The sequence below is a fragment of the Thiomonas sp. DCM-2 genome (assembly GCF_056820905.1).
The window spans coordinates 1,375,652-1,400,599 of record NZ_CM165962.1 but is presented as its reverse complement, the minus strand read 5'-3'; the positions used below and the strand labels follow the sequence as shown (position 1 = coordinate 1,400,599).

Below are 24,948 nucleotides of genomic sequence, written 5' to 3'. Positions count from 1 at the left end.
CACAACACGATGCCTATCGCCCACCCTGAGCCCATAACAGAGTCAATCAGTTTCCGGGAACTGGCAAACAGAATTGCCACTGAGAGCCTTCCCGCATTTGGCTTGACCTTGCAGGAGGTCCTAAGCACCACACAAGACGATGCCGTGTCGGGTCAGCCTGTTGCCGAGGTGATTTTGCGCGACCCGGCGCTCACATCGCGCGTGCTGCGCGCCGCCAACGCGGCCTATTTGGGTCATTTGGGAGGAAGCAAGGTTGTCACGGTCAGCCGTGCCGTGGTGGTGCTGGGCATCAATACCATTCGCTCCCTGTGCATCTCGGCCATGGCCATGGAGAGTGTTGCAACGGCTGTTGCATTCCGGCACCGCGTCCAGGCTGCGCTGGGTCGGGCACTGCACGCCGCTGTGCAGGCCCGCGACATGGGTCTTCTCAGCGGGGCCCGCCGGGAAAACGCCGAGCAGCTCTTTGTCGAAGCCTTGCTCTCCAGCATCGGCGAGATGGCGTTCTGGTGTTACGGCGCAGCCTACGCCGAGCGTCTGGACCGTGCGCTGAAGTCAGGCACGCCTCCCGCGACAGCTGAAAGGGAGGTCTTGGGCACCTCCCTGCAGCAGTTCAGCAAAACGCTCTTGCAGTCCTGGAATCTCGACTCTGTCATGCAGGCGAGTCGCGAGGTTGCACTCGCCCAGCGCTTGAGTATGGCCACGCAACAAGGATGGCTCACTCCGGAGGCGCGCCTGGCTACGCAGGCCATCGGAGACCTGCTCAAACAGTCAGAGGTCGATACGCTGCAGCGGTTAAAGCGCAACGCGCAGCAAGCGGCTGCTCTGGCGACAGCCCTCGGCGCCAACGGGGCGGTGCAATGGATTCCTGACGCGGTCACGCAATCGGCAGAGCTGCAGGGCCCGCAGGACTCAGTGGAGTCGGCCGCGGGATTAGGACCCGTCTATCCCGAGCCAAATCTGCAATTGCAGTTGCGCATGCTGACTGAAATGGCGAAGGTTGCCAACACGCGCAAGGACTTGCCGATGCTATTCGCCGCATGCCTGGAAGGCATGCACCGCGCCGTCGGACTAGACCGCTGCGTGCTGTGCCTGCTCACGCCCGCACGCGACCAGCTCCTGGGGCGCATGGCCGCAGGCGTTGATGTGTCGGGCCTACGCTCACGCCTCCAAGTGAACTGGACGGCATCCATGGAAGCGGAGCTTGGGGCCGGATGCGCATTCTGGTTCTCGGTCAAGGCGCCTCCTCTCCCATTTTTGCTGGAGGCCGGTGGAGTGACCGATTGCTTCATCGCGACCTTGGCGGTTGACGGCAAGACAACTGGCCTGTTCTATGCGGATTGCCAGCCGTCGGGACGCCCGTTATCAGACGATGGATTCGAGAGCTTTCGCGGTTTCGTCACCCAGGTCGAGATGGTCGTGCGTGCCTTGCCCAGGTGATGCTTCGTCCACTAGCTAGGCCGCAGTACAAAGGGCGGGGCCGTTGCGCGCCGTGACGAACTCGGCGCGGGCGTCATAGAGCGGTACAAGGTGATTCTTATCACTTTGAACCACGATTCGACCGGGGGGAGCTGACATCTCGAATCTCAACGCGTTCCGCCCCCACGGCATTGGCCACCATCAAGAAAAACGCGAAACCAAATGTTCCACGGTTGATGCGGTTGGCTAGCACCGTGGGGTCGATGTCCACGCCCTTCGCCTGAAGAAGCCTGGAAATCTCCTTGTAGGTGTAGCCGTGCCGCGCAATCAGCGCTTTCAGGATACGCCGAGCTTCTCGCTCCCATACCTGCAACGAATCAGTCGTCGGCTGATGCGAATTGCTGGCTGGAGATGTCATGGGCGGTCACTTTAGAAAATGTTCATCGAATATCGTACCAAAATCATCGATTGTTATTTTATTTTCATCATTATTGATGATATGAAAAACCCAGTCTCTACACGTTTGACCAGCACATAAAGGTCAACACGCCCCGGAGCTGGTGCCGGGGCTCAGGTAGAGCAACTTGGACACCTTTGAGCACGAAGCAGAGCAGACGCTGTACACGCGCCTTGTGGAATTCATCGCACTGCAAGTCAATCCTGTGACTGACTCGCCAGCAATCGCGGTGCGAAACGAGAGCCCAGTCGCCAAGCGCACCCTTATCCGTGTCAATGAAGATGTCGTTCGCCGACTGGAACGCTCGATTCTGCGCGGCGCCCTGCAGGAGTTGCAGGCTGCCGCCACCGACATGCGCGCGCTCGGTGAAGCCGCATTCGACGCGTTGATGGAAAAATTGCAGAACGCCCGCAAGTCAATTCGAGACCAAACTCGGCGCGGTGTCGAAACGCCAGCTCTGGCACTTCTGGAGCGCATGCAAGTGCGGCACAGCTTTACGCTGGTGCCCGAGTCCACAGGCGACAGTCGCACCCTCGTGGACGGCATCAACAGTGCGCGCGGCAAAGTAGTCGACAAATGGATGGCAGTCCTGGCCGGTGATACGACCGTCGCAGAGGAATTGCCTCGCGCAGAAGATGGGCTGCAGTTGGAATCGCTTACTGGCCACTCGCCCCTGGATTGCTTGGAGCAGTGGGCACGCAGCAAGGGAGGTCAGCGCAACCTTAAGACTTACGACAAATTCCGCGGTATCGCCGAGGACCTGGCTGGCCTACTGGACGGCAGATGTGTGGAGGCTCTGACTGCAGACGACGTGCTGATGTATGCGGACTATCTGCGCGCCAAGGGAAACGGGCTAGGCACAATTCATGGCAAGCTGGGCATCTGCGCCACACTGTTGAGTGGCTGCGAAATCTCGCGCACAGCGAGAAGAGCTTTTTTTGATGTACGTCCGCCGAAATCGCGCGTAAAGCAGCACAGCGCCCCCCGCGCCCCCTTTGACACAGAACAACTAGGCAACCTGCTGCAGGCGGTCTTTGAGGATACCTCGCTGCCGCCAGACGACCGCGTGATAGTCGCCTTGCAGGCGCTTTCGGGAGCACGTCTGGAAGAAATTTGTTCGCTGCGTGGCTCGCAGTTGTCGTGGAACGGCAAATATTGGTGCATCGACTTTGTCGAAGCCGACGTTCCGACGAAAGAGACAAAACCAGCCTCGATGCGCCCGAAGACTGAAACACTGAAATGCAAGGACTCCGTCCGCGCCATTCCAGTTGTCGTCAACGCGGTGTGTGGCCTGCATGAGCGGCTGGTCGCTCTAAAAAAAATGGCTGGCAAGGGAATGCTGTTCTCGCATCTCAAGGCCAACGTCTATGGCCAGTACGGCGGCGCCGTTGGCAAGCGGCTCAACAAGCGCATCGACGACGCAGTCAGCAAAGACCGTCGCCTTGTGCTCGAAAGTCTGCGCAATACGGCAGCTCCTGCCATGCGCCATGCCGGAATTGATGCTGACGAACGGCGTCTGTTCCTCGGGCATGCGCCATCGGACCTGCACGCCAAGCACTATGACCGCCCCACAACCGAGGACCTGGTCCGCGCAGCACGCGCGGTCAGCGAGATGGTCGCAAAGGCGCTGGCTGGACGGCACTACCCCGCTTTGGACGAGCAGTACAGAGCCCGGCCACATCTCAAGGCGCGCCACACCGGCATCAGCACCGCGCACGCCAAGTCGACGCGTCCGGGTGCACGCTCAGCAACTTTGGATGAGCGGCAATCGAATAGGAGGTTCGATGCTGCGCAGGGAAGCCACCAAGACGTCAGTGGGCATGGTGCCGTAGTGTCGTCCGATGTGGCCGTTACTATGCCCGGTGAGGGCATCGTGGACATCCTCGGGAATCCGAGCCGCTCGGCACAAGGTCTTGAATGTGTGCCGGAAGGCGTGAAAGACCAATCCTCTGTCCTTGATGCCACACCCCGCGTCCTCGCGCAGGTAGCGACCCCACCACTTGCTCCAGTTGCCGGAGCGCTTGGAAAAGCGGTCGGGAACCAGTTGCGGGAAGAGCCACTCGTCCCCAGCCGAACGCCTGATGTCGAGATAGCGCCGCAACCCAATGCGTTCCAGCTCGGGATGGACGGGAACGATGCGAATCGAGGAATCGTTCTTGACCCTGACGGTCAAGCCATCAGGGCGGATGTGCAACAGCAAGCCATGCATTGGGTCCAGTTCCACGTCGCGGACCCGCAACTGGCAGAGCTCCTCGAGACGGCAGCCGGTGAGCAGACCCAGCGCAGGAAGCCACGCACAAGCCTCCCCTCCACCGGCTCGAGGCCGAAGCCGCTCGGAAAAGACCGGCGAGGAGAAGACCTGCTCCAGTTCCTGGGAGGTGAAGGGGCGCCTCCCGGCCGATTGTCCTTCTTGCCGCGGAACACGCAATCCCCGAACAGGATTGACCTCCTGCAGGCCGGCGTCGACCGCGGCCTGAAGAATGGCGCCGAGATGTCCCAGTTTTTTGGTCACGGTCTTGGGATGAAGCGCTGTTTTAAGCAGCGAATCCCGATAGGCGGCGACGATTCGACGGTCAATCCCAGACACGGGTCGATTGACAAACCCGTCGAAGTCCTTTGCCGTTGCCTCAAACGCAATGACAGTCCGCAAGGGGCGGTTGGGGTTTAGGTCGCGCCAATACTCGAACAACGCGAAAAAAGTTTGTTCTTTGGCAACCGGAGTCGCGTCGACCTCGGGAACAGTAGAGACGGCAGGCGCCGTTGGCGCCGTGCGTTCTGGACTCTGTCCGACGGCCGGGACTACAGACAATTCGGGCGGCGCGCGGTCGGACATGGCGCCACCAAGTATTGCAGGCAACTGCAATCCCGAGAATCGCGCCAGCCACTGAGCGGCCAGCGCCATCGACAGGACACGCGCGACCTCGCGGTCGTGGGTATTGAGTTGGACTCGGATAAGTTCGCCGAACTCTGCGCGGTGCTTGCGCGGCACGCGCATTTGGAAGAAATACGCACCGCGCTGCTGGGTCATGTACACCATTTCGTGGCCTCCACAAACGTTAGAAAACAACGTCGCGAAGCCTTGGCGCCGAATGGCATGTACAACAAAAAGTACAAAAACCAGGGGGACGGCGTCACTGACCCATAATTTTTCCCTTATGAATCAATGACTTACTAAACCAATGGCGGAGAGAGGGGGATTCGAACCCCCGAAGGGCTATTCACCCTTACACGCTTTCCAGGCGTGCGACTTAAACCGCTCATCCATCTCTCCGGCAACCCACAACTATAGCAGGATCGCACTTGGGCAGACCGAAAGTAATGGTCAATGCGCCTTGCCGAGTTGGTCGAGGATGGCGGGGTTTTCCAGGGTGGAGGTGTCTTGCGTGACGGCTTCGCCCTTGGCCAGCGAGCGCAGCAAACGGCGCATGATCTTGCCGGAACGGGTCTTGGGCAGGTTGTCGCCGAAGCGGATGTCTTTTGGCTTGGCAATGGGGCCGATTTCCAAACCGACATGCTGACGCAGTTCATTGGCAATGGCCTTGGCCTCATCCCCTTCGGGCCGGGTACGCTTGAGCACGACGAAGGCGCAAATGGCTTCTCCGGTGATGTCATCGGGGCGTCCCACCACCGCCGCCTCGGCGACGAGAGGGTGCGACACCAGGGCCGACTCGATTTCCATGGTGCCCATGCGGTGGCCCGAGACGTTGAGCACGTCGTCGATGCGGCCAGTAATCGTGAAGTATCCGTCGTTCGCATCGCGGATAGCGCCATCGCCAGCCAGATAAAAACCGCCGAGCTCTTCCGGGTAATAGCTTTTCTTGAAGCGCTCGGGGTCTCCGTAGATATTGCGGATCATCGACGGCCAGGGCTTTTTGATGACCAGGATGCCCCCAGTTCCCCACGGGACGTCATGGCCGGTCTCATCCACGACCTCCGCGATGATGCCGGGCAACGGCAGGGTGCAGGAGCCGGGCACCATGGGGGTCGCTCCGGGAAGCGGCGTAATCATGTGGCCACCGGTTTCGGTCTGCCACCAGGTATCGACCACCGGGCAGCGGCCGCCGCCGATGTGTTCGAAGTACCACTCCCAGGCGGCGGGATTGATGGGTTCGCCCACAGTGCCGAGGATGCGCAGGCTCTCGAGTCTGTAATTGCGGGGATGAACGGCGGCGTTGGTTTCCGCCGCCTTGATGAGCGAGCGGATGGCTGTCGGCGCCGTGTAGAAGATGGTGACTTTGTGATCTTGAATCATCTTCCAGAACCGGCCGGCGTCGGGGAAGGTGGGCACACCTTCGAACACCACTTCTGTGGCGCCGCAGGCCAGGGGGCCGTAGGTGATGTAGCTGTGGCCGGTCACCCAGCCGATGTCGGCAGTACACCAGAACAGGTCATCGGGACGAATGTCGAAGGTCCACAGCATGGTCAGCTTGGCCCACAGCAGATAGCCCGCGCTGGAGTGCTGCACGCCCTTGGGCTTGCCGGTGGAGCCCGAGGTGTAGAGCAGGAACAGCGGGTGCTCTGATTCCACCCATTCAGGCGGGCAGTCGGCTGACTGGGCTGCAGAGAGTTCGTGCATCCAGAGGTCGCGCGGTGCAGTGAACGCCACATTGCCACCCGTGCGGCGATACACCACGACATGGCGGATGGAATCGCACCCACCCAGGCTCAGGGCCTCGTCCACGATGGCCTTGAGCGGCAGCGACTTGCCACCGCGACGCTGCTCGTCCGCGGTGATGACCAACACGGCGCCGGCATCCTCGATGCGATCGCGCAGCGACTGCGCGGAGAACCCACCGAACACGACTGAATGCGTCGCGCCGATGCGCGCGCAGGCCTGCATGGCCACCACACCCTCGACCGACATGGGCATGTAGATCACCACCCGGTCGCCCTTTTTCACGCCCAGGCTCTTGAGGGCGTTGGCGAAGCGGCTCACTCTGTCGAGCAGTTCGGCGTAGCTCACACGGCTGACCGTGCCGTCATCGGCCTCGAACACAATGGCGGTCTTCTCGCCCTTGCCGGCCTGCACATGCACGTCCAGGCAGTTGTAGGACACATTGAGCTTGCCGTCATCGAACCATTTGAAGAAAGGCGCCTGGCTGTCATCGAGCACCTGCGTGAACGGCTGTTGCCATTGCAGGTTCTCCCGCGCCAGACGAGCCCAGAATCCGGTGTAGTCGGCATCGGCTTGCGCACACAGCGCGCGATAGGCGTCCATGCCGGATATGCGGGCAGACTGCACTGCCTGCTGGCCGGGGTAATAGACCTTGCGTTCGTGCGGGTGTGCGGTGGTGTCGCTCATGACAGTCTCCTTCGTTTTTTGGGAAATCGCAGCAAAAAGGCGCGGGCAAAAACAACGCTATCTGAATTTTGCGCCCTTACGCAGCCCTGACGCTGCAGATCGGTCATTGTGCGCAATCAGGCCGGATACGCCAGCGGCCTGCTACGGCCGCGCCTCCTAGAATTGCGGACTTGTCATCGATCACGCACTACAGACCCCATGGCCCGACCTCCCGACATGCCTCAGATCCCGTTCATCCCCCGGTTGCTGTTCCTGAGCCGCTGGCTGCAGTTGCCGCTGTATGTGGGGCTGATTCTTGCGCTCGGGGTCTACGTCTTCCACTTCTGGGTCGAGCTGACCGATCTGGTCGGTGCCGCCTTCGGCAACCAGACATCTTTGGCGCATCTGCTCGATGCCGTGGCGGTACGCAACCCCCTGCCGTCCGCAGCAAAGGACGCGCTGGCGCATGCGGCCACCCCCAAGCTCACGGAAACCACCATCATGCTGGTGGTGCTCAGCCTGATCGATGTGGTGATGATCGCCAATCTGCTCATCATGGTGATCGTGGGTGGCTACGAGACCTTTGTCTCGCGCATGTACCTCGAGGGCCACCCGGATCAACCGGAGTGGCTGTCGCATGTGAACGCCTCGGTGCTGAAGGTCAAGCTGGCCATGGCCATCATCGGCATCTCGTCCATCCACCTATTGCGGACCTTCATCAATGCCGACGCCTACAGCGTCAAGGCACTGATCGCGCAGACCTCCATCCATGTGGTGTTCCTGCTGTCGGCCATCGCCATTGCCTACACCGACCGCATGATGACCCGCACCATGCTGCTCGGGCACGCCAGCCCGGACGAAGCGCACTGAGCGCCCTGGGCATCCTCCCCGTTTTCACCACAACAAGACGTTCACAGCATGACAACCCGCATCCACGCCAACGACCTGCGCGACAGCATTGCCGCCGCGCTCCAGTTCATCAGTTACTACCATCCGGCCGACTACATCGCGCATCTGGCGCGCGCCTACGAACGCGAGAAGTCGCCCGCGGCAAAGGATGCGATTGCCCAGATTCTGACCAACAGCCGACTGTGCGCCGTGGGCCACCGTCCCATCTGCCAGGACACGGGCATTGTCAATGTGTTCCTCGATATTGGCCTGGACGTGCGGCTCGAAGGCTTTGACGATGGCCTGGACGCCGTGGTCAACGCCGGGGTGCGGCAGGGCTATCTCGACCCGGACAATGTGCTGCGCGCCTCCATCGTCGATGACCCGATCTTCGACCGCAGGAACACCCGCGACAACACCCCGGCGGTCATCAACGTCAAACTCGTGCCCGGCAACACCATTTCGGTCAAGGTCGCGGCCAAGGGGGGCGGAAGCGAGAACAAGAGCAAGTTCATCATGATGAACCCCAGCGACAGCATCGAGGACTGGGTGCTCAAGACAGTGCCGACCATGGGAGCCGGCTGGTGCCCGCCGGGCATGCTGGGCATTGGCGTGGGCGGCACGGCGGAGAAGGCCATGCTGCTGGCAAAGGAAGCGCTGATGGAGGACATCGACATGTCCGACCTGCTGGCCCGCGGCCCGCAGAACAGGCTGGAAGAACTGCGTATCCGCCTTTACGAGAAAGTCAACGCCCTGGGCATCGGCGCGCAGGGTCTGGGTGGCCTGTCCACCGTGCTTGATGTGAAGATCAAGACCTACCCCTGCCACGCCGCCAGCAAGCCAGTGGCCATGATTCCCAACTGCGCGGCAACCCGTCACGCCCACTTCGTGCTCGATGGCAGCGGCCCCGCCTATCTGGAGCCGCCGAGCCTGGACCTCTGGCCGCAGGTCAACTGGGTGCCCGATGCCGCGACGAGTCGCCGCGTGCATCTCGACACGCTCACCCGCGACGAGGTGGCGAGCTGGAAGCCGGGCGAAACGCTGCTGCTGTCGGGTGAGCTGCTCACCGGGCGCGACGCTGCGCACAAGCGCATCGCTGACATGCTGGCACGCGGCGAAAAGCTGCCGGTCGATTTCACCAACCGGGTGATCTACTACGTCGGCCCGGTCGACCCGGCGCGCGACGAGGTGGTCGGGCCCGCAGGGCCGACCACGGCCACGCGCATGGACAAGTTCGTCGAGACCATGCTGGCACAGACCGGGCTGATTGCCATGATCGGCAAGGGTGAGCGTGGCCCGGCGGCCATCGAGGCGATCAAGCGGCACCGCAGCGCCTCGCTGATGGCCGTGGGCGGCGCGGCCTATCTGGTCGCCAAGGCGATCAAGGCGGCGCGCGTGGTCGCTTTTGAAGACCTGGGCATGGAAGCCATCTACGCCTTCACCGTGCAGGACATGCCGGTGACCGTCGCGGTCGATGCGCAGGGCACCTCGGTCCACGAGACCGGCCCGGCGCTGTGGAAGGCGCGCATTGCGCAGATTCCGGTCTCCGCTGCCTGACGCCCTGCCATGACAGCACCGGCCTGCGACCCTGCGCGCTGTCCGCTGTGCGGCGAGCCGAACGGGTGCACGCTGGTGGATGGCGAACCTGCAGGAACGCCGTGCTGGTGCAGCAGCGTACAGATCGCGCCGCAAACCCTGGCGCACATTCCCGCATCCTGTCGCGGGGTAGCCTGCATTTGCCAGCGCTGCGCAACCGTCGAGACCACAACGTCATCCCGTCGACCATGAGCCCACCCGCCAGCATCGGCGTGTTCGATTCCGGCGTGGGCGGCCTGACCGTGCTGCGCGCGCTGCGTGCGCAACTGCCCGGCGTGCCCTTCCTCTATGTCGCCGACTCCGCCAACGCGCCCTACGGTGACCGGTCCGATGCCTTCATTCTGGAGCGCTCGCGCGCGATCACTCGGTTTCTGATCGACGCGGGCGCACGTCTGATCGTCGTCGCCTGCAACACCGCGACTGCGGCGGCCATTGCCGCGTTGCGGGCGGAATTCGACGTGCCCTTCGTCGGCATCGAGCCCGGCATCAAACCCGCGCTGGCGCGCAGCCAGAGCCGACGCGTCGGGGTCTTGGCCACCCCGTCCACGCTGCGCAGTGCCAAATTCCGCAGCCTGCTGCGCACCCACGCAACGCAAACCGAACCCGTGCTGCAAGCCTGTCCTGGCCTGGCAGACGCGGTGGAGCGCGGTGATTTGCAGGCCCCCGACCTGCGCGCCTTGATCCGCCAGTGCTGCGCCCCGCTGCGCGCCGCCCACTGCGACACCGTGGTACTTGGCTGTACCCATTACCCGCTGGTCGCCGCGCATATTCAGAACGAACTCGGTGCGCAGGTGCATCTGCTCGACACCGCCGAGCCCGTGGCGCGCCAGACCGCACGTCTCTGGACGCACGGCACACCCTGCGCCGCCGCTCCGCCACAGCTCTACTCCAACGGCGATGTCGCCGTGCTGCGGCGGGTGGCCGCGCTGTGCGGGCTGGAAGATGCCCAGTTTCACCACGGGCTTGCTGCCGCCTTTCCCCCGCCCGCTGCCTGACAGGCGACCCTGCCCTGCAGAGCTTGGCAGATCTGGCGAAAATGCGAGGGCTTTTTCACGCGCTGTCTGCACAACGTCCATGACCTCCACCCTGTTCTCGTCCTTTGCCCTTGGTCGCCTTGGGCTGCGCAACCGCATCGTCGTCAGCCCCATGTGTCAATACAGCGCGGTCGACGGCAATGCCACGGCGTGGCACCGCGTGCATCTTGGACAGCTTGCGCAAAGTGGCGCTGGCCTGCTGTTCATCGAAGCCACGGCCGTGGAAGACATCGGCCGCATCACGCCCGGCTGCCTGGGCCTGTACTCGCCGGACAATGTGGCGGCGCTGCGTGCGGTCTTGGACGATGTGCGCAGTGTCAGCGACATGCCCATCGGCATTCAGCTCGGCCACGCCGGGCGCAAGGCATCCAGCGCCCGGCCATGGGATGGTGGCCAGTTGCTTCCGGCATCGCAGGGCGGATGGACGACCGTGGCACCTTCCGCCCTGCCGCATGGCGCGCAGGAAGCCGCACCACAGGCGCTGGACGCGGCGGGACTGGAACGCATCCGCAAGGCCTTTGTGCAAGCCGCCCTGCGCGCGGCCGAGCTCAAGCTGCAGGCGGTGGAATTGCACTGCGCGCATGGCTATCTGCTGCACCAGTTCCTCTCGCCGCTGTCCAACCAGCGCGACGATGCCTTTGGGGGCCGTCTCGACAACCGCATGCGCTATCCGCTGGAAGTCTTTGACGCGGTGCGCGACGCACTGCCTGCCGAGATTCCCCTGGGTGCGCGCGTCTCCGCCACCGATTGGGTGGACGGCGGCTGGGATCTGGAACAGACCCTCGCCTTTGCGCACGCGCTCAAGGCACGCGGCTGCGCGTGGATCGACGTGTCGTCCGGCGGACTCTCCCCCAAACAGCAGATCCCCGTCGGCCCTGGCTATCAGGTGCCACTCGCCCGCGCCGTGCGCGCCGCCACCGGCTTGCCGACCATCGCGGTCGGGCTGATCACCGAGGCCGAGCAGGCGCAGCGCATCGTGCAGGACGGCAACGCCGATCTGGTGGCACTGGCTCGCGCCCTGCTGTGGAATCCGCACTGGCCCTGGCAAGCCGCCGCCGCGCTCGGCGCCCAGGTCAAGGTGCCGCCGCAGTACTGGCGCAGCGAGCCGCGCGAGGCGCGGGGCGTCTTTGCCAACGCTGCCATCGGGCAGCGCTGAAACCGAACCGCCTCCACGCCCCGTCCTGGGGCATGCAGTTTGCGCCGGCCTGTTGCGCCGTCATGGCTGACTGTAAGTCGGCAATTGCGAGATTGCGCCCGATCAAATCAGGTCAATGCCATGTGTCGTGGCGAATGGCGCGTGCCGAAATTCAGCCGAAATTCCGCAATCCGCGTAAACCCTGATTTTTCAGGGCTGAAAAGCGGTTTGTGACTGCTGTCACGCACACATAGAAAAACCTGCAAGTCTCGATTTGCTCTTTGCGAAAAATCAAATCCCTACTCCAAGCGTCTGCCGATACTCCAGCCAGTAACAAATTGTCGCTATTGGCAACATTGTGGTGCACATCGCACCAAGACAAGGAGTCGAGATGGATTGGGTCGGGCTTTATCCCACCTGGTATGAACCGGGTGTGGGCAGTGGCTGGGTCGTCGGCATCATGGCCACCATTCATGTGCTGGCATCGCACACTTCGGTGGGCGCGGCCATACTGTTTGCGTATCTGGCGGTCATCGCCTACCGCCGCAATCAGCCGCAGCTGCTGGACTACATCCGCAAGTACGGCATGTTCCTGCTGGTGTTCTCGTACGTCATCGGGTCGATCACCGGCCCCGGCATCTGGTACACCACCACCATCGCCAGCCCGCGCGGCATTTCGGCGCTGATCCACAGCTTTGTATGGAAGTGGGCCACCGAGTGGGTGTTCTTCGTCATCGAGGTGGTCGGCGTCTATCTGGTCATCTACCTGGTGGGCCGGGTGGATCAGCGCACACACATGCGCATCGCCGTGATCTTCGGCATGGCGTCTTACACCACCATGCTGATCATCCTGGGCATCCTGTCGTTCATGATGGTGCCGGGCAAGGAGATCTGGTACGCCGAAGGCGGCTATCTCAACGGGTTCTACGGCAGCAACACCTTCGCCCAGCTTGCGATGCGCACCGCGTTCATGTTCACCATGACGGCGGTCGTCGGCGGCATTGTCGCAGCGCGCATCACCGATCCGGCGTTCAAGCGGGAAATCTCGCGCAAGCTGGCATGGCTGGGCATCGTGTCGTCGATCACCGGCGCTGCGCTGTTCCAGTGGTACATCCGCACCCTGCCGGAAACTGCGCATCTGGTGATGGACAACCGCCTGCCCGCGTACTTCCAGCCGGCCATCATCACGGTGCTTCTGGGCATCCTGGCGTATTTTGTGATGACGCTGATCTCGTCGCGCACCCTTGTGGTCTGGGGGGCCTCGACCGCGACCGTGGCCATTCTGCTGTTTGGTCTCTGGCCCGAGGAAGTGGCACGCGAATCCATCCGCAAGCCCTGGGTGGCCGGGCAATACGTGTACTCCAACCAGGTCATCGGCCGCGACGTGCCCGGCATGAGCATCAAGAGCGAAATCCCGCTGCTGGAAGCACATGGCTTTCTCAAGACGCAAGTGTTCCTGCCGGACAACCTGCGCGTGGTCTCACCGGACAACATGCTCAAGGTCGGTGAATCGCTGGCGCTGACCACCTGCTCCAACTGCCACTCGCTCAGCGACACCGGCATGCGGCCGCTGCACAAGTATTTCGGCGGAACGACCAGCGTCAGCGAGGTCGAAGCCTATCTGCGCGGCGCCCTGTCCACCGGCACCACGATGTACATGCCGATGATTCCGCTCAAGCCCGAAGAGGCCGAGGCGCTGGCGGTATTCATCGTGCACATGAAGCAGCCGCAGGCCGCAGTCGCCCATCTCCAGCACAAGGCGGCTCTGGCGCAAGCCGGCAAGACTGCCGCAATGCCCGCAACCCTGACCGAGGAGGTTCGCTGACATGAACTCCGACATGCTCTATGCCCTGCGCGATGTCGCAGGCGTGCCTTCGCATCCGATCATCTTTCTGACCCTGGGCGTGCTGACTTTCGCCCTGCACATCGCCGCGGTCCACGTCATGCTGGGTGGGACCGCCCTGGTGCTGGCCAATGCCTTCAGCAACAACCCGATGCGGCGGCGCCTGGCCGCAGCGATGACCACGACCGCCAAGATCGCCGTGTCGGTGGCCGTGGTGCTCGGCGTGGCCCCGCTGCTGTTCGTGCAAGTGACCTACGACCCATTCTGGTACACCAGCAACGTGCTGTCGGCCTGGTGGGTGGTGGGCTTCATCGTGCTGCTGATCGCGGGCTACATGGCGCTGTACTACTTCTACAGCCGCAACCATCACCTGGACGATCCGCAGCACGCGGTGCGCTCGGGCTGGAGCATGGTGGCGGCACTGGCGCTGTTTCTGGTGGTGGGCTTCATCATGCATGTGCTCACCAACCAGATGCTCAGCCCGGAAAAGTGGATGCAGTGGTATGCACCCGGTGGGGTGATCGATCCGCGCGGCCACACCCTGCACGACTACAACCTGTGGCGCTTCGGCTTTTTCATCGCCCTGGCCGCCCCAGTGACCGGTGCCTGGCTTTTTGCCTATCGCCGCTATCTCGGCGCAGGTCAGCTGGCTGATACCGCCTACCTGCAATGGGTCGGCAATCTGGCGGGCAAGATGCTCAACCTCGGTGGCGTGGTCGCACTGGTGTTTCTCGGCGGCTGGATGGCCACGCTGCCCGCCAACATCGCCGCCTTTGCCACTTCGCCCGTGGTATTGCTCAGCGTCGCGCTGCTGCTGCTCACCGTGGCTCTGCCCACCCTCTTGGGTCAGCGCACGCTCAACACCTCGCTGGGCTACGCACCGTTTGCTCTGGGCGCCGTGGCGCTGATCGCCGTGGCTGCGCTGCGTGAAGTGCTGCGCTACACCGTGTTGCAGGGCGTACACGGCTATGACGTGTTCACCTACCCCGTGCATCTCGACTGGTACAGCAACATCCTGTTCTTCACCACGTTCGCACTGATCGGTGGCAGCACCCTGGCGTACTTTCTCACCATCGCGTGGAAGGTGGGACAAACCCCCAAGGGCCAGATCTACACCCCCTCACCCGCCATCGACCGCATCGGCACCGCTTCGATATGGCTGGTGGGCATCTGGATCGTCCAGTTCTTCGTCGTTGGCTTCATTGTCTGGGCGCGTTAAGGATTTGTATGCGACTCCAACACCTCACCCTCATCCTGATCGGCATCGTGTTCACCATCGGTCTGCTTGGTGCCACGGCCCCGGTCTTCGCTGCTCCGGCTGCCGCAACTGCGGCACCCGGACCTGTCGTACCCGCTGCGCTGCCCCCCGGACCCAAGTCCCCTCCGAGCGGCGCTGCAATTGCGCAGACCTGCGCCGGTTGCCATGGCACCGAAGGTCAATTGAAAAGCGCAGCCTTCATGCCCCTGGCCGGCATGCCCAAGGCGCAATTCGTGCAGGCCATGCACGACTTTCGCAGCGGCAAACGCCCCGCCACGCTGATGCGCCACGTGGCAGAAGGCTTCAGTGACGCCGAGATCGACGCCATGGCGAGCTACTTTGCCAAGGTCAAACCGGAATGAACATCATGCACTCACGTCGTCAATTCCTGCTCGCAGGCGCCGCCTCCCTGGGGCTGGGCGCCTTCCCCGCCATCGTCCGCGCGGGCCAGGCGTCTGCCCGCATCGTCATCATCGGCGGTGGCGTCGGCGGCGCCACCGCCGCCAAGTACCTGAAAATGGCCGACCCCAGCCTGCAGGTCACGGTCATCGAAAAAAATCCGGTCTATATCCGTCCCTACGGTTCGAGCGAAGTGCTCAACCAGCATGCCACCATGCAGGCCCTTGAAGTGCGCTATGACGCCCTGCAACAGAAACACGGCGTCGCCTTCGTGTTCGACGCGGCCAAGAGCCTCGACCCGGTGCGCAAGACCGTCACGACGGCGTCCGGCAAGGTGCTGGCCTATGACAAGCTCATCGTCTCGCCCGGCATCAAGTTGCGCTACGAGAGCCTGCCGGGCTACAGCGAGCAGCTCGCCGAAACCCAGGTGCCCAGTGGCTGGATTGCCGGCGCGCAGACTGCACTGCTGGCCAAACAGTTGCAGGGCATGCGCGATGGCGGCACCTTCGTGCTGGCCGCACCGCCCAACCCCTATCGCTGCCCGCCAGGTCCCTACGAGCGCGCTGCGCTGATGACCGAATGGTTTGCCAAGCACAACCCGCGCGCCAAGGTCATCATCGCCGACCCGAAGGACAGCTTCGTCACCGACGAAACCGCGATGCTCGGCTGGAACCGTCTCTATGGCTTTCAACCGCCAGCCGAATACCGCAGCAAGATCAAGGCCGAGCTGCTGCCGGCAGGCAAGCCCTGCGCGCTGGAGTGGATTCAGGCCAAGGCCGGCGGCACTCCGCAACGCCTGGATGCCAAGACCATGACCCTGCACACTGCGGGCGGCGCGATCAAGGCGGATGTGATCAACATCATCCCGGCCATGGTCGCCGGACAGATTGCGTTCGACTTCGGCCTGACCAACGACAGCGGCTTCTGCCCGGTGCATCGCACCACGTTCGAGTCCACTCTCCACAAGGACGTGCATGTCATCGGTGATGCCAGCGTGGCCGACGCCATGCCCAAGTCCGGCTTTTCCGCCAACACGCAGGCCAAGTGGGTTGCCCGGGTCATCACCGACCAGCTTGCAGGCCGCAGTTCCGGCACCCCGGTGTGGGAGAACACCTGCTACGCCCTGGCCGGCAAGGACTACGGTCTGTTCGTCGCCGACGTGTTCAAGATCAAGGACGACGGCAAGATCGGCCGGGTCAACAAGGCGCGTTACCTGCCGTTCGATGCCACACCCGCGCAAATCCGCCTGTCCGCCGTCTATCAGCAAGCCTGGATCCAGGCCTTCACTCAGGACATCTTCGCATGAGCACCGCATCCATCCTCAACACTTGGCGCGCACTCGCCACAGCCGCATGGCTGACCACGGGTTTGGCCCTGGCTGCCCCTGCGCACGCCAGCGAGCACGCCCCAGCGACCATCCAGCCGTGGAGCCCGGTCACCCTGCAAACCGCGCTCAAGGAACTACCCAGCGGCAATGCCGCCGCCGGGAAGAACGTGCACGACGCCATGATGTGCGCATCCTGCCACGGCGCGAGCGGCAATGCCTCCACCATGAACTGGCCCAGCGTCGCCGGGCAGCGCTTTGACTACACCGCAAAGATCCTGCTCGACTATCGCAGTGGCTTGCGCGATGAGGACGAACGCGCCGGGCTGATGACCAGCATCGCCCGCCTGATGACGCCGCAGCAGATTGCCGATGTCTCGGCCTATTACGCCAGCCTGCCCAGGCCGGTCGCGCCGCAGGCACAAGCCGCGCTCGCCGCCCCGCTGAGCGCTGCGGAACACAAACGCGTCGAGCAACTCGTGCGCAAGGGAGATGCCAGCCGCCTGATCACCGCCTGCGCCTCATGCCACGGTCTGCACGGTGAAGGCAAGGGCACGACCCCGGCGATCGCAGGTCAGACAACGGACTATTTCATCCGCACCATGCGCCTGTATCACAGTGGCGAACGCCACAACGATGTGTACAAGGGCATGAGCCAGTTCAGCAAGCGCCTGAGCGATGCCGACACCCTGCTGATCGCGCACTATTACGCCAGCCTGGGGCAAAGCCGCACGGCGAAGGCCGACTGATCGCCCCTGCGCCGCTGGTTCACGGCGCGGCACTCTCGCTCAGGGCCGCGGCGCGGGCCTTGGCGATTTGCGCCGCGGTGCTGCGATACACCTCAGGATGCGGCTTGTCCAGTCGCAACGCCACATCGATCGCCCCTTGCGCGGCCTTCCAGTCTCCGGCCGCCAGCAAGGCCTGGGCCAGATTGTTCATCGGATCACCATCCTGGGGCTGCAACCGCGCCGCCTGGGCAAAATGAATGGCTGCACGTGGGTAGTCCTTCCGTGCGTAGGCCAGATTGCCCAGCCCCATCATTGCAATCCAGGACGCAGGCCAGTGCCTGAGCGCCGCCTCGTATGCCGCATGCGCTGTCTCTGGCGCCACACCTTCCAGCGGCGCCACCGCATGCAGATAGCGCGGCTCGGCGATGTCCGGCGGGAACTGTCCAGGTTGGATGGTGATGAACGCCCATCGACCTCCCGCAGCCCAGGATCGATCGAACTGCTCGATCGAAAGCTGCAGGTCCCGTGCAGTGCTGGAACGCAAGGTCACACGATCTGCAGGCAGGTCATACTCGACCAGCACGGCGTAATGCCAGTCACGCGCGCCCAGACCAACCTTCTGCAGCACCACGGCCGGATAGCCCGCAGCCACCTGGGCGAACAGCACGCCCAGCCTGGGCGGCAACACAATCGGGATGCGCCCTGCGCGGCGCGCGGCCCCCAGCAAGTCGAACTGCAGACTGCCCTCCAGCCCCGGGGTGAACACCTGCGCAATCAACTGCTGGGGCGCGATCTGGACCCCACTGAACACCAAGGCCGAGGCCAGCGATGCCGGGCCGCAATAGTGGCTGTCATCCGGGAAAAACGGCACCCCCGCCACATGGGCAGCGGCAGGCAGCCCCTCGGGCGCATCGACCAGCTTCCCATGCTGGAACTGCAGGGGTGCGGTGGACAGCATGCCGGGCGGCAGCGCCGCACAGCCGCCCAGAATCAGGCTCAGCGTCAAACTCAGACGACGTGCAATCCGCAAGCCAGACTCCATCAGGTCCGGTCGCAGCAGGGAAAACCCCCGAAGCGCACCGAACGCCTTTCACCTCGGAGGGCGTTCATAGAGCCAGAACCACCAGGATCGCGACCAACAGAATGATCACCATCTCCTGGAATCCCAGGGCTCCGGCTGCGGGCATGCTGTTGATCCGGCCGGCCAGCTGCGCCACCTCTGCATCACTGAGCGCCGCCAGACGCTGCTGGGTGACCTCCTGGCTCAAACCCATTTGTTCGAGCTTGGCCTGCACGTCAGCACGTGCCATGAAACTGTCCAGCGTTGCGCGATCCTTTGCAAAGGTCCCGGAGTCCTGCGCAGTGGACTCTGTGAGTTGCTGCGTACCGATCAGTTCTGCGCGCGCAGCCGGTGCTGCGGCCATCAAACTGACGCCCAGGGTCGCCACAAGAATTTGACGGGAAATTTGGGAAGGAAACATACCTCGGCCCTTTCAAGTGTGGAGTATTTCAGCAAGCGCCCACCAAAAAACGGAACCAGTTGGCGCACGGTGCAGTTTAACGGCACACCGCGCGCCTACCCGCCCATGGCAATCAACACGCCGACGAACACCAGGAACGCTGCAAACACCCGCTTGAGCGACGCTCCAGAAATGCGGTGCGCCACCCGAACCCCATAGGGCGCAAGCGCCATCGAGGCCACAGCGGTCAAGGCGGCTGCCGGCAGAAACACATAACCCAGCGAACCCGCCGGAAGCGGATGCGCCGGCGCATGGACCGACAGCATGTAGCTCAGTGCGCTGGAAATCGCGATTGCCAGCCCGCACACCGTGCTCGTTGCCACGGCCTTGACAGGTTTGACCCCGAGGGCGACGAGCAGAGGAACCGTCATCGACCCCCCACCGATCCCGACGATTGACGACACCGCACCAATGCCGATGCCCGAAGGCAGCAGCCAGGGCGAACGCGGCACATGCTCCTGACCCTCGGCAACCTTGCGGCTCTTGCCCATCGCCATCTGCACGGCCATCACCGCACAAAATCCCGCGATGACATAGCGCAGCGCCTGACCGCTGAGCATCTGTGCCAGATGCGCGCCGGCAAAGCCGCCCAGCACCATCCCCGGCGCCAGCCAGCGCCAGCTCGGCCACAGCACGCCGCCTCGGCGGATGTGCGCGGTCGCCGACGAAATGAACGTGAGCACAATGCTGGCCATCGACGTGGCCACGGCCACATGAATGACTTCATCGGCCGGAATCCCCAGCGCTGGCAGGGCAAAACTGAGTGCGGCCACCAGCAGAAGTCCGCCCCCGATACCCAGCAGACCGCCAAGGAATCCCGCCGAGGCACCGGCCAATAAAAAGATCACAAGGGAAAGCAGCATCATCGTCTCTTTGCGCGTCGCTCACGAAACCGCCGGACTTGACCGGCCAGTGCGCGAGAGCCTAACTGGCCAGACCCGATCCTGCTCGCGCGTGCCGCAGCGCAGGGCGAAAAAAAACCCGCAGTCCGTCACGACTGCGGGCGGCTTGCGAAACGAAAGAAATCAGTTTTTGCGTTCCGGGTGCAGCAGACGCTCCATGCCGATGAGTTTCATCATGTACTTCTCGTAGATCGGCTCGGAATTGCCCTTCTTCATCTTGCGGATGAAGTATTTTTCAAAGGCAATCTTCGCCAGGTGCACCCACTTGCCCTCGCCGAACCAGTTGACGTTGCGCGGCGGGATTTGGGGAATGGCCACGAACGCTGCGCCGGTGTTGCCGAAGTCGGCCAGGCAGATGGCCTGCCAGGTGCCGCGGTGCGTCGGCTGCTTGCCGGCGAGTTCTTCCTCGAGGTTGTGCACGATCGCGGTCACCATCGATTCGATCATGTAACCCGTCTTGGGCACGCCGCATGGCACGGGGGTCGGGCCAGTGGGCGGAATGGCAATGCACACACCAGCGGAGTAGATGTTCTTGTATTTCGGGCTGCGCTGATGCTGATCCACGATGACAAAGCCGCGCGGGTTGCAAAGCCCCTCCACCGCCGCCACCGCATCGACCCCCTTGAAGGCCGGCAGCATCATGGAGTGCTTGAACGGCAATTCATGCTGCTTGACCAGATTGCCCTGCATGTCGAGTTCATCGACGAACATCTTGCCGTCTTCCACCTTGGTGGTCTTGGCATTGGTGATCCAGCGGATGTCATGGCTGCGGAATGCACTTTCCATGATGCCCTTGGAGTCGCCCACGCCGTCAAGCCCCAGGTGGCCGATATAGGGCTCGGCGGTCACATAGGTGATGGGCACCTTGTTGCGAATCTTCTTCTTGCGCAGCGCGGTGTCGAGCACCATGGTGTACTCATAGGCCGGACCGAAGCAGCTCGCACCGGGCATTGCGCCGATGATGACCGGCCCCGGGTTGGCCACCAGCTTCTCGTAGTCGGCGTAGCATTTTTCTGCGTGATCAATGGTGCAGATCGAATTGGTGTAGCCACCATGCGGCCCGGAGCCCGGCACTTCCTCGAACGAAAGTTTGGGGCCGGTGGTGATGATGAGATAGTCGTAATTGACCTTGGCACCATCCTGCAGCGTCAAGGTGTTGCTCTCCGGCTCGATCTTGGTCACCGCCTTGGCAATGAAATCGATGCCCTTGCGCTCCAGGTAGGGCTTGATTGCAAAGATCACCTCATCCCGGCTGCGCCAGCCCACCGCCACCCAGGGATTGGATGGCACGAACTGGAAGTAATCCACGGAATTGATGACCGTGATCTTGTGTGATTTACCGAGCGCTTCACGCGCCTCGTAGGCCGCTGGCATGCCGCCAATCCCGGCGCCCAAAACAACGATATGTGCCATACCCTGGTCTCCTGGTGTGCAAGTCAATGCCCGAATGCGCTCGGGCGGCGTTCGACAACATCAGATTCATCCAGCGACGCGTGTGAGTTCACGCGTCCGAAATGCCATCTTCCAGTCGGTAGAGGAAGAGAACTCTCGCCGGTGCAACACCTCACCGACAGGACCGACGACCTCCTCTCGAGTATTCAAGCATATCTATACAGCCCCTTTCACCTCGGGGATTCCCTTCAGGCTTGCCAAATAACATTGATTAAACGCAATTTATTCAAGGACGCATCGGTGTTAGTCCTAGTCTGGAAAAACCCTAATACTCCCGGAAGCATCGTGAAATCTTTCCTATACTTGATTTGAGACAAGTTGATCAGTCGATCAACACGGCGGTTGCACACACAGATGTCGCCGCACACCACCTGGAGGAAGCCAATTCATGCGCAATTCACCTCGTCCTCTCTGGAACCCTTATGTTGCCGGGGTTCTGCTGGGTCTGGGACTTCTGGCAACATTTCTGGTCACTGGAAATGGCTATGGCGTCACCGGGGCGACCACCCTGGCCACGGCTGCTGTTGCAGGCAAGGTCGATCCCAACACGGTTGCGGCTCATACTTACCTGCACAACCTGTTTGAAGTCGGCCTGAACCGCTGGATCGTCTGGGAAGTCGTTGGCTTGGCGATCGGCGGCTTGATCGGCAGCGTGCTGGCGGGCCGATTCAAGCTGCAGATCGACGGGCCTACCCAGGCCGGGCGTAGCCTGCGACTCATCCTTGCTGTCATCGGGGGCATCGTTGCTGGTTTTGGAGCCCGCCTGGCACTGGGCTGCACCAGTGGCATGGGACTCTCCGGTTCTGCCACCCTGGCTGCGGCCGGCTTTTTGTTCCTGATCGGCTTTTTCATTGCTGGCGCCGTGTTTGGCCAACTGACGAAAGGACTCTGGAAATGAGCTTCCCTCTTGGATACACCGGCCCGGTATCGGGCATCATTCTCGGCCTGATCTTCGGCTACATCCTCGAAAATGCCGGTTTCGGCAGCGGCTGCAAGCTCACTGCACAGTTGCGCTTCAAGGACTGGGCCGTGTTCAAGGTCATGTTCACGGCCATTCTCGTATCGGCAGGGGGCCTGTATCTCCTGCAGGGTCTGGGTTTGATTGCCGTTGACAACATGTTCATCCCCTCGGTCATGCTCTGGGGCACCACACTGGGTGGCGTGGGCATCGGCATCGGCATGGCGGTCGGGGGCTACTGCCCCGGCACATCGGTCGTCGCACTGATGTCTGGCAAGATCGACGGGCTGCTGTTCCTGCTGGGCATTGGCATCGGCACCCTGGGGTTCAATTCCGTGTTCAGTTCCATCGAAGGCTGGGCATGGAAGCAGACAGGGCCGGATGGGCTGACATTGCCGCAACTCCTACATCTCCCGGCCTGGGCTGTCTGGGGCCTGCTGTTCGCAGTGCTCGTGATTGTGGGCTACCTCACACGCACCGGCACGTCTGCGCGCAAGGCCACCAGCAACAAATCTTCTGGCGCGTTTGCTCCACAAAACAGCTAAATTGCACCGCGCTGTCAGCGCTCGGCCCTGTCCATACGTTGCTGATGTACAGGGCCGTACCGGTTGCCCTGGATTCGCTGACCCACTTTTTTAACCACTCATCAGGAGTTCCACATGGCTAAAGCCCGTATCAAACTGTCTCAAGCTCTTCCCGCCCTGGCCCTTGCTGCGGCCGTCGTCGCTCCCATGCCGCAAGCGCTGTCCAGCTTGTCTGCCACTGGTGTCGCGCAGGCAGCAAGCAACCCCTGCGCTCCTTCCAAGAGCGGCAATCCTTGCGCGCCCTCCAAGAAAATGGACAAGAAGATGGAAAAGAAGAGCAGCAACCCTTGCGCTCCTTCCAAGAGCAGCAATCCTTGCGCGCCGTCCAAGTAATCTGACTTGACCACATGGCGCAGTGCTTGTGCTGCGCCATGTTCATCCATGACCCAGTCCTCTTCCCTGTTGTCTGGCCACGCGCCGAAAGGCCGACGCTTTACCGTCGACCTGTTGCGCAAACTGGCTCCCCAAGAGCGAAGCGATCTGTACGCCTCCGGCCTCAAGGCGCTCGAGGCCACGCAGTCCCTGCTGCAGCAGGGCAAGACGGTGATTTCCGAAATCATCGGAAATGCAGCATTTGTCGAGTGGGAGCACTACCCCCCGCGCGATGCCAAGAGCCGCAGCGGGGCTTTGTTTTATTACCACGCGCACGCTGCTGCCCAAAGAATGCCAGCAGAGCATGGTCATTTCCATGTTTTTGCCCCAAACAACCGTGCCGACTGTCCATCCGACCAGCGTTATACCCATATCGCAGGGCTGTCGGTTGATGCGCGCGGCATGCCGTTGCGTGTGTTCACGACCAATCAATGGGTCACCGCAGAATGCTGGGAAGATGCCGATCGCGTCTGCACGCTGGCGCGGCAGACCGCGCTCAAGGACGCCAGACCGCACAATGTCGGAAAGTGGCTGGATGCCGTCTTGAATTTTTTCCGCCCGCAGATCGATCTAGTCACCCACATGCGCGACGCGCGTGCCAGGGCACTGATGGAACGCGGACGCACCCACTTGCTTGAGGACCGACGCACCCACATCCTCAGCCAGTGCCGTATTGATTTTTCGACGCAGATTGTTGCGTTGGAGGAGTTGGGCGCAGATGCGCCCTCAGCAGCAGCTCGCAAGAGCCGGGCGGGTACACGCCCTGAAACATGAAGTTCGACCAATCCAAACGAGGAGCCAACATGAAACTGAAGCACCTGATCGGCATGAGCATCATCGCCATCGCCGCCGCACAAACCGCCGGAGCAGTCACCCTGCCTGGCCCGCTGGTCACGCCCCAATGGCTCAACGCCAACAAGGACGCGGTCACCATCATCGACATCCGCGATGAGCCGAAGACTTTCACCGAAGAACCCAAGTTCGAGGTGGACCCCAAGACCAAGGTCAAGACCCTGGTGAAGACCGGCGGTCACATTGCAGGCGCCATTCCTGTGGACTTTGGCAAGATCCGCGAAGAGCGTACGGTCGATGGCGTCAAGATCAAGGCCCAGTTGCCCACCGCTGAGTTTTTCACCAAGGCCATGGATGATGCCGGCCTGAACAAGACCGACAAGCCCATCGTCATCGTGCCCACGGGCGAAAGCGTCGACTCCATGGACATGGCCACCCGCCTGTATTTCCAGTTGCGCTACTTCGGTGAGCCGCGCGACAAGCTTGCCATTCTCAACGGCGGTGTGAACGCCTGGATTCAGGCTGGCTTGCCGGTGTCCACCGACAAGGTCACCCCCGCCAAGGGCAACTGGACAGCTGGCGCAGAAGACAAGGCCATTCTGGCAACCATGCAGCAAGTCAAGGAAGGCCTGCAAGGCGGAAAGGATCAGTTTGTCGATGCCCGCCCGACCGCTCAATTCCTCGGCATTGTGAAAAAGCCGATCAACAAGACCGGCGGCCATCTGCCGGGTGCACGCTCCTTCCCGACCGACGCCATCGTCAAGCCGGTTGGCGCAGCGCATGAGTTCATGAGCGCAGACGACTACAAGAAGATCTACGCCGAGTTCAACATCCAGCCCGATGCCCCAACCGTGACCTACTGCAACACCGGCCACCTGGCTTCTGGCGCCTGGTTCGTGACCCACGAAATTCTCGGCAACAAGAACTCCAAGCTCTACACCGGCTCGATGATCGAGTGGACCAACCTGGGCAACCCGACGGTTGGACTGCCGCAGTAAATCACGTTGAC

The 24,948-nt window shown here is 62.4% G+C and carries 24 protein-coding genes and 1 tRNA gene; 15 read left to right on the top strand and 10 right to left on the bottom strand.

Features of this window, described 5'->3' with window-relative positions:
• The first annotated feature begins 9 nt into the window (after positions 1-9).
• Entirely contained in the window at positions 10-1,437 is a 1,428-nt protein-coding gene (locus AC1ZQA_RS06700; protein WP_482679029.1) for an HDOD domain-containing protein, read from the top strand.
• 100 nt (positions 1,438-1,537) lie between these two features.
• Here the strand turns inward: AC1ZQA_RS06700 and AC1ZQA_RS06695 are convergent, their stop codons facing one another.
• The 5 genes from AC1ZQA_RS06695 to acs form a co-directional block, all read right to left on the bottom strand.
• Positions 1,538-1,834, bottom strand: a complete 297-nt coding sequence (locus AC1ZQA_RS06695) for a DUF6471 domain-containing protein (RefSeq protein WP_482679028.1) — start codon at positions 1,832-1,834, stop codon at positions 1,538-1,540.
• Between the two features lie 1,351 nt (positions 1,835-3,185).
• Positions 3,186-3,404: a hypothetical protein gene (locus tag AC1ZQA_RS06690; protein ID WP_482679027.1), complete on the bottom strand. Its 219-nt coding sequence runs from the start codon at positions 3,402-3,404 to the stop codon at positions 3,186-3,188.
• Positions 3,405-3,617: 213 nt separating this feature from the next.
• Positions 3,618-4,868, bottom strand: coding sequence for a site-specific integrase (locus AC1ZQA_RS06685; RefSeq protein WP_482679287.1), 1,251 nt, complete (start codon positions 4,866-4,868; stop codon positions 3,618-3,620).
• A 185-nt stretch (positions 4,869-5,053) separates the two neighbouring features.
• Positions 5,054-5,144, bottom strand: a tRNA-Ser gene (locus tag AC1ZQA_RS06680).
• Between the two features lie 51 nt (positions 5,145-5,195).
• The gene (acs, locus tag AC1ZQA_RS06675) at positions 5,196-7,175 is read right to left on the bottom strand and encodes an acetate--CoA ligase (RefSeq protein WP_482679026.1); all 1,980 of its coding nucleotides are present in this window, start codon (positions 7,173-7,175) and stop codon (positions 5,196-5,198) included.
• Between the two features lie 198 nt (positions 7,176-7,373).
• Between acs and AC1ZQA_RS06670 the strand changes: the two genes are divergently transcribed.
• From AC1ZQA_RS06670 to AC1ZQA_RS06625, 10 genes are all read left to right on the top strand, one after another.
• Positions 7,374-8,024, top strand: a complete 651-nt coding sequence (locus AC1ZQA_RS06670) for a YqhA family protein (protein ID WP_482679025.1) — start codon at positions 7,374-7,376, stop codon at positions 8,022-8,024.
• Positions 8,025-8,072: 48 nt separating this feature from the next.
• Positions 8,073-9,599 (top strand): fumarate hydratase, encoded by a 1,527-nt coding sequence (locus AC1ZQA_RS06665; protein WP_482679024.1) that lies wholly within the window; start codon positions 8,073-8,075, stop codon positions 9,597-9,599.
• Between the two features lie 9 nt (positions 9,600-9,608).
• Positions 9,609-9,830, top strand: coding sequence for a cysteine-rich CWC family protein (locus AC1ZQA_RS06660; RefSeq protein ID WP_482679023.1), 222 nt, complete (start codon positions 9,609-9,611; stop codon positions 9,828-9,830).
• Positions 9,827-10,633, top strand: a complete 807-nt coding sequence (gene murI / locus AC1ZQA_RS06655; RefSeq protein WP_482679022.1) for a glutamate racemase — start codon at positions 9,827-9,829, stop codon at positions 10,631-10,633. Before AC1ZQA_RS06660 ends, murI begins: the two co-directional genes overlap by 4 nt.
• 79 nt (positions 10,634-10,712) lie before the next feature.
• Positions 10,713-11,828 carry an NADH:flavin oxidoreductase/NADH oxidase gene (locus tag AC1ZQA_RS06650; protein ID WP_482679021.1) on the top strand — a complete coding sequence of 372 codons (1,116 nt, stop codon included), beginning with the start codon at positions 10,713-10,715 and terminating at the stop codon, positions 11,826-11,828.
• A 370-nt stretch (positions 11,829-12,198) separates the two neighbouring features.
• Positions 12,199-13,632: a cytochrome c gene (locus AC1ZQA_RS06645; protein WP_482679020.1), complete on the top strand. Its 1,434-nt coding sequence runs from the start codon at positions 12,199-12,201 to the stop codon at positions 13,630-13,632.
• Position 13,633: 1 nt separating this feature from the next.
• The gene (locus AC1ZQA_RS06640; protein ID WP_482679019.1) at positions 13,634-14,869 is read left to right on the top strand and encodes a hypothetical protein; all 1,236 of its coding nucleotides are present in this window, start codon (positions 13,634-13,636) and stop codon (positions 14,867-14,869) included.
• 8 nt (positions 14,870-14,877) lie between these two features.
• Positions 14,878-15,270 carry a c-type cytochrome gene (locus tag AC1ZQA_RS06635; protein ID WP_482679018.1) on the top strand — a complete coding sequence of 131 codons (393 nt, stop codon included), beginning with the start codon at positions 14,878-14,880 and terminating at the stop codon, positions 15,268-15,270.
• 5 nt (positions 15,271-15,275) lie between these two features.
• Complete coding sequence (locus tag AC1ZQA_RS06630; RefSeq protein ID WP_482679017.1) at positions 15,276-16,613, top strand: FCSD flavin-binding domain-containing protein; 1,338 nt, start codon at positions 15,276-15,278, stop codon at positions 16,611-16,613.
• Complete coding sequence (locus AC1ZQA_RS06625; RefSeq protein ID WP_482679016.1) at positions 16,610-17,380, top strand: c-type cytochrome; 771 nt, start codon at positions 16,610-16,612, stop codon at positions 17,378-17,380. The genes AC1ZQA_RS06630 and AC1ZQA_RS06625 overlap by 4 nt, the downstream gene beginning before the upstream one ends.
• A 19-nt stretch (positions 17,381-17,399) precedes the next feature.
• Here AC1ZQA_RS06625 and AC1ZQA_RS06620 read toward each other — a convergent pair whose 3' ends face one another.
• From AC1ZQA_RS06620 to AC1ZQA_RS06605, 4 genes are all read right to left on the bottom strand, one after another.
• Complete coding sequence (locus AC1ZQA_RS06620; RefSeq protein WP_482679015.1) at positions 17,400-18,389, bottom strand: PA2778 family cysteine peptidase; 990 nt, start codon at positions 18,387-18,389, stop codon at positions 17,400-17,402.
• 76 nt (positions 18,390-18,465) lie between these two features.
• Positions 18,466-18,840 (bottom strand): PA2779 family protein, encoded by a 375-nt coding sequence (locus AC1ZQA_RS06615; protein WP_482679014.1) that lies wholly within the window; start codon positions 18,838-18,840, stop codon positions 18,466-18,468.
• Positions 18,841-18,935: 95 nt separating this feature from the next.
• The gene (locus AC1ZQA_RS06610; RefSeq protein WP_482679013.1) at positions 18,936-19,742 is read right to left on the bottom strand and encodes a sulfite exporter TauE/SafE family protein; all 807 of its coding nucleotides are present in this window, start codon (positions 19,740-19,742) and stop codon (positions 18,936-18,938) included.
• 162 nt (positions 19,743-19,904) lie between these two features.
• A complete protein-coding gene (locus AC1ZQA_RS06605) occupies positions 19,905-21,194 on the bottom strand; it encodes an NAD(P)/FAD-dependent oxidoreductase (RefSeq protein WP_482679012.1) in 1,290 nt (429 codons plus the stop codon).
• A gap of 427 nt (positions 21,195-21,621) precedes the next feature.
• Between AC1ZQA_RS06605 and AC1ZQA_RS06600 the strand changes: the two genes are divergently transcribed.
• Together AC1ZQA_RS06600 and AC1ZQA_RS06595 are read left to right on the top strand one after the other, a co-directional pair.
• On the top strand, positions 21,622-22,131 hold the full coding sequence (locus tag AC1ZQA_RS06600; protein ID WP_482679011.1) for a YeeE/YedE thiosulfate transporter family protein: 510 nt from the start codon (positions 21,622-21,624) through the stop codon (positions 22,129-22,131).
• Positions 22,128-22,736, top strand: a complete 609-nt coding sequence (locus tag AC1ZQA_RS06595; protein WP_482679010.1) for a YeeE/YedE thiosulfate transporter family protein — start codon at positions 22,128-22,130, stop codon at positions 22,734-22,736. Before AC1ZQA_RS06600 ends, AC1ZQA_RS06595 begins: the two co-directional genes overlap by 4 nt.
• 140 nt (positions 22,737-22,876) lie before the next feature.
• Here the strand turns inward: AC1ZQA_RS06595 and AC1ZQA_RS06590 are convergent, their stop codons facing one another.
• Positions 22,877-23,158, bottom strand: coding sequence for a hypothetical protein (locus AC1ZQA_RS06590; protein WP_482679009.1), 282 nt, complete (start codon positions 23,156-23,158; stop codon positions 22,877-22,879).
• Between AC1ZQA_RS06590 and AC1ZQA_RS06585 the strand changes: the two genes are divergently transcribed.
• Positions 23,157-23,921, top strand: a complete 765-nt coding sequence (locus tag AC1ZQA_RS06585; RefSeq protein WP_482679008.1) for a DUF6969 family protein — start codon at positions 23,157-23,159, stop codon at positions 23,919-23,921. The two genes, AC1ZQA_RS06590 and AC1ZQA_RS06585, sit on opposite strands and share 2 nt — an antisense overlap.
• Before the next feature lie 29 nt (positions 23,922-23,950).
• Positions 23,951-24,937, top strand: coding sequence for a sulfurtransferase (locus tag AC1ZQA_RS06580; protein ID WP_482679007.1), 987 nt, complete (start codon positions 23,951-23,953; stop codon positions 24,935-24,937).
• Positions 24,938-24,948 lie beyond the last annotated feature (11 nt).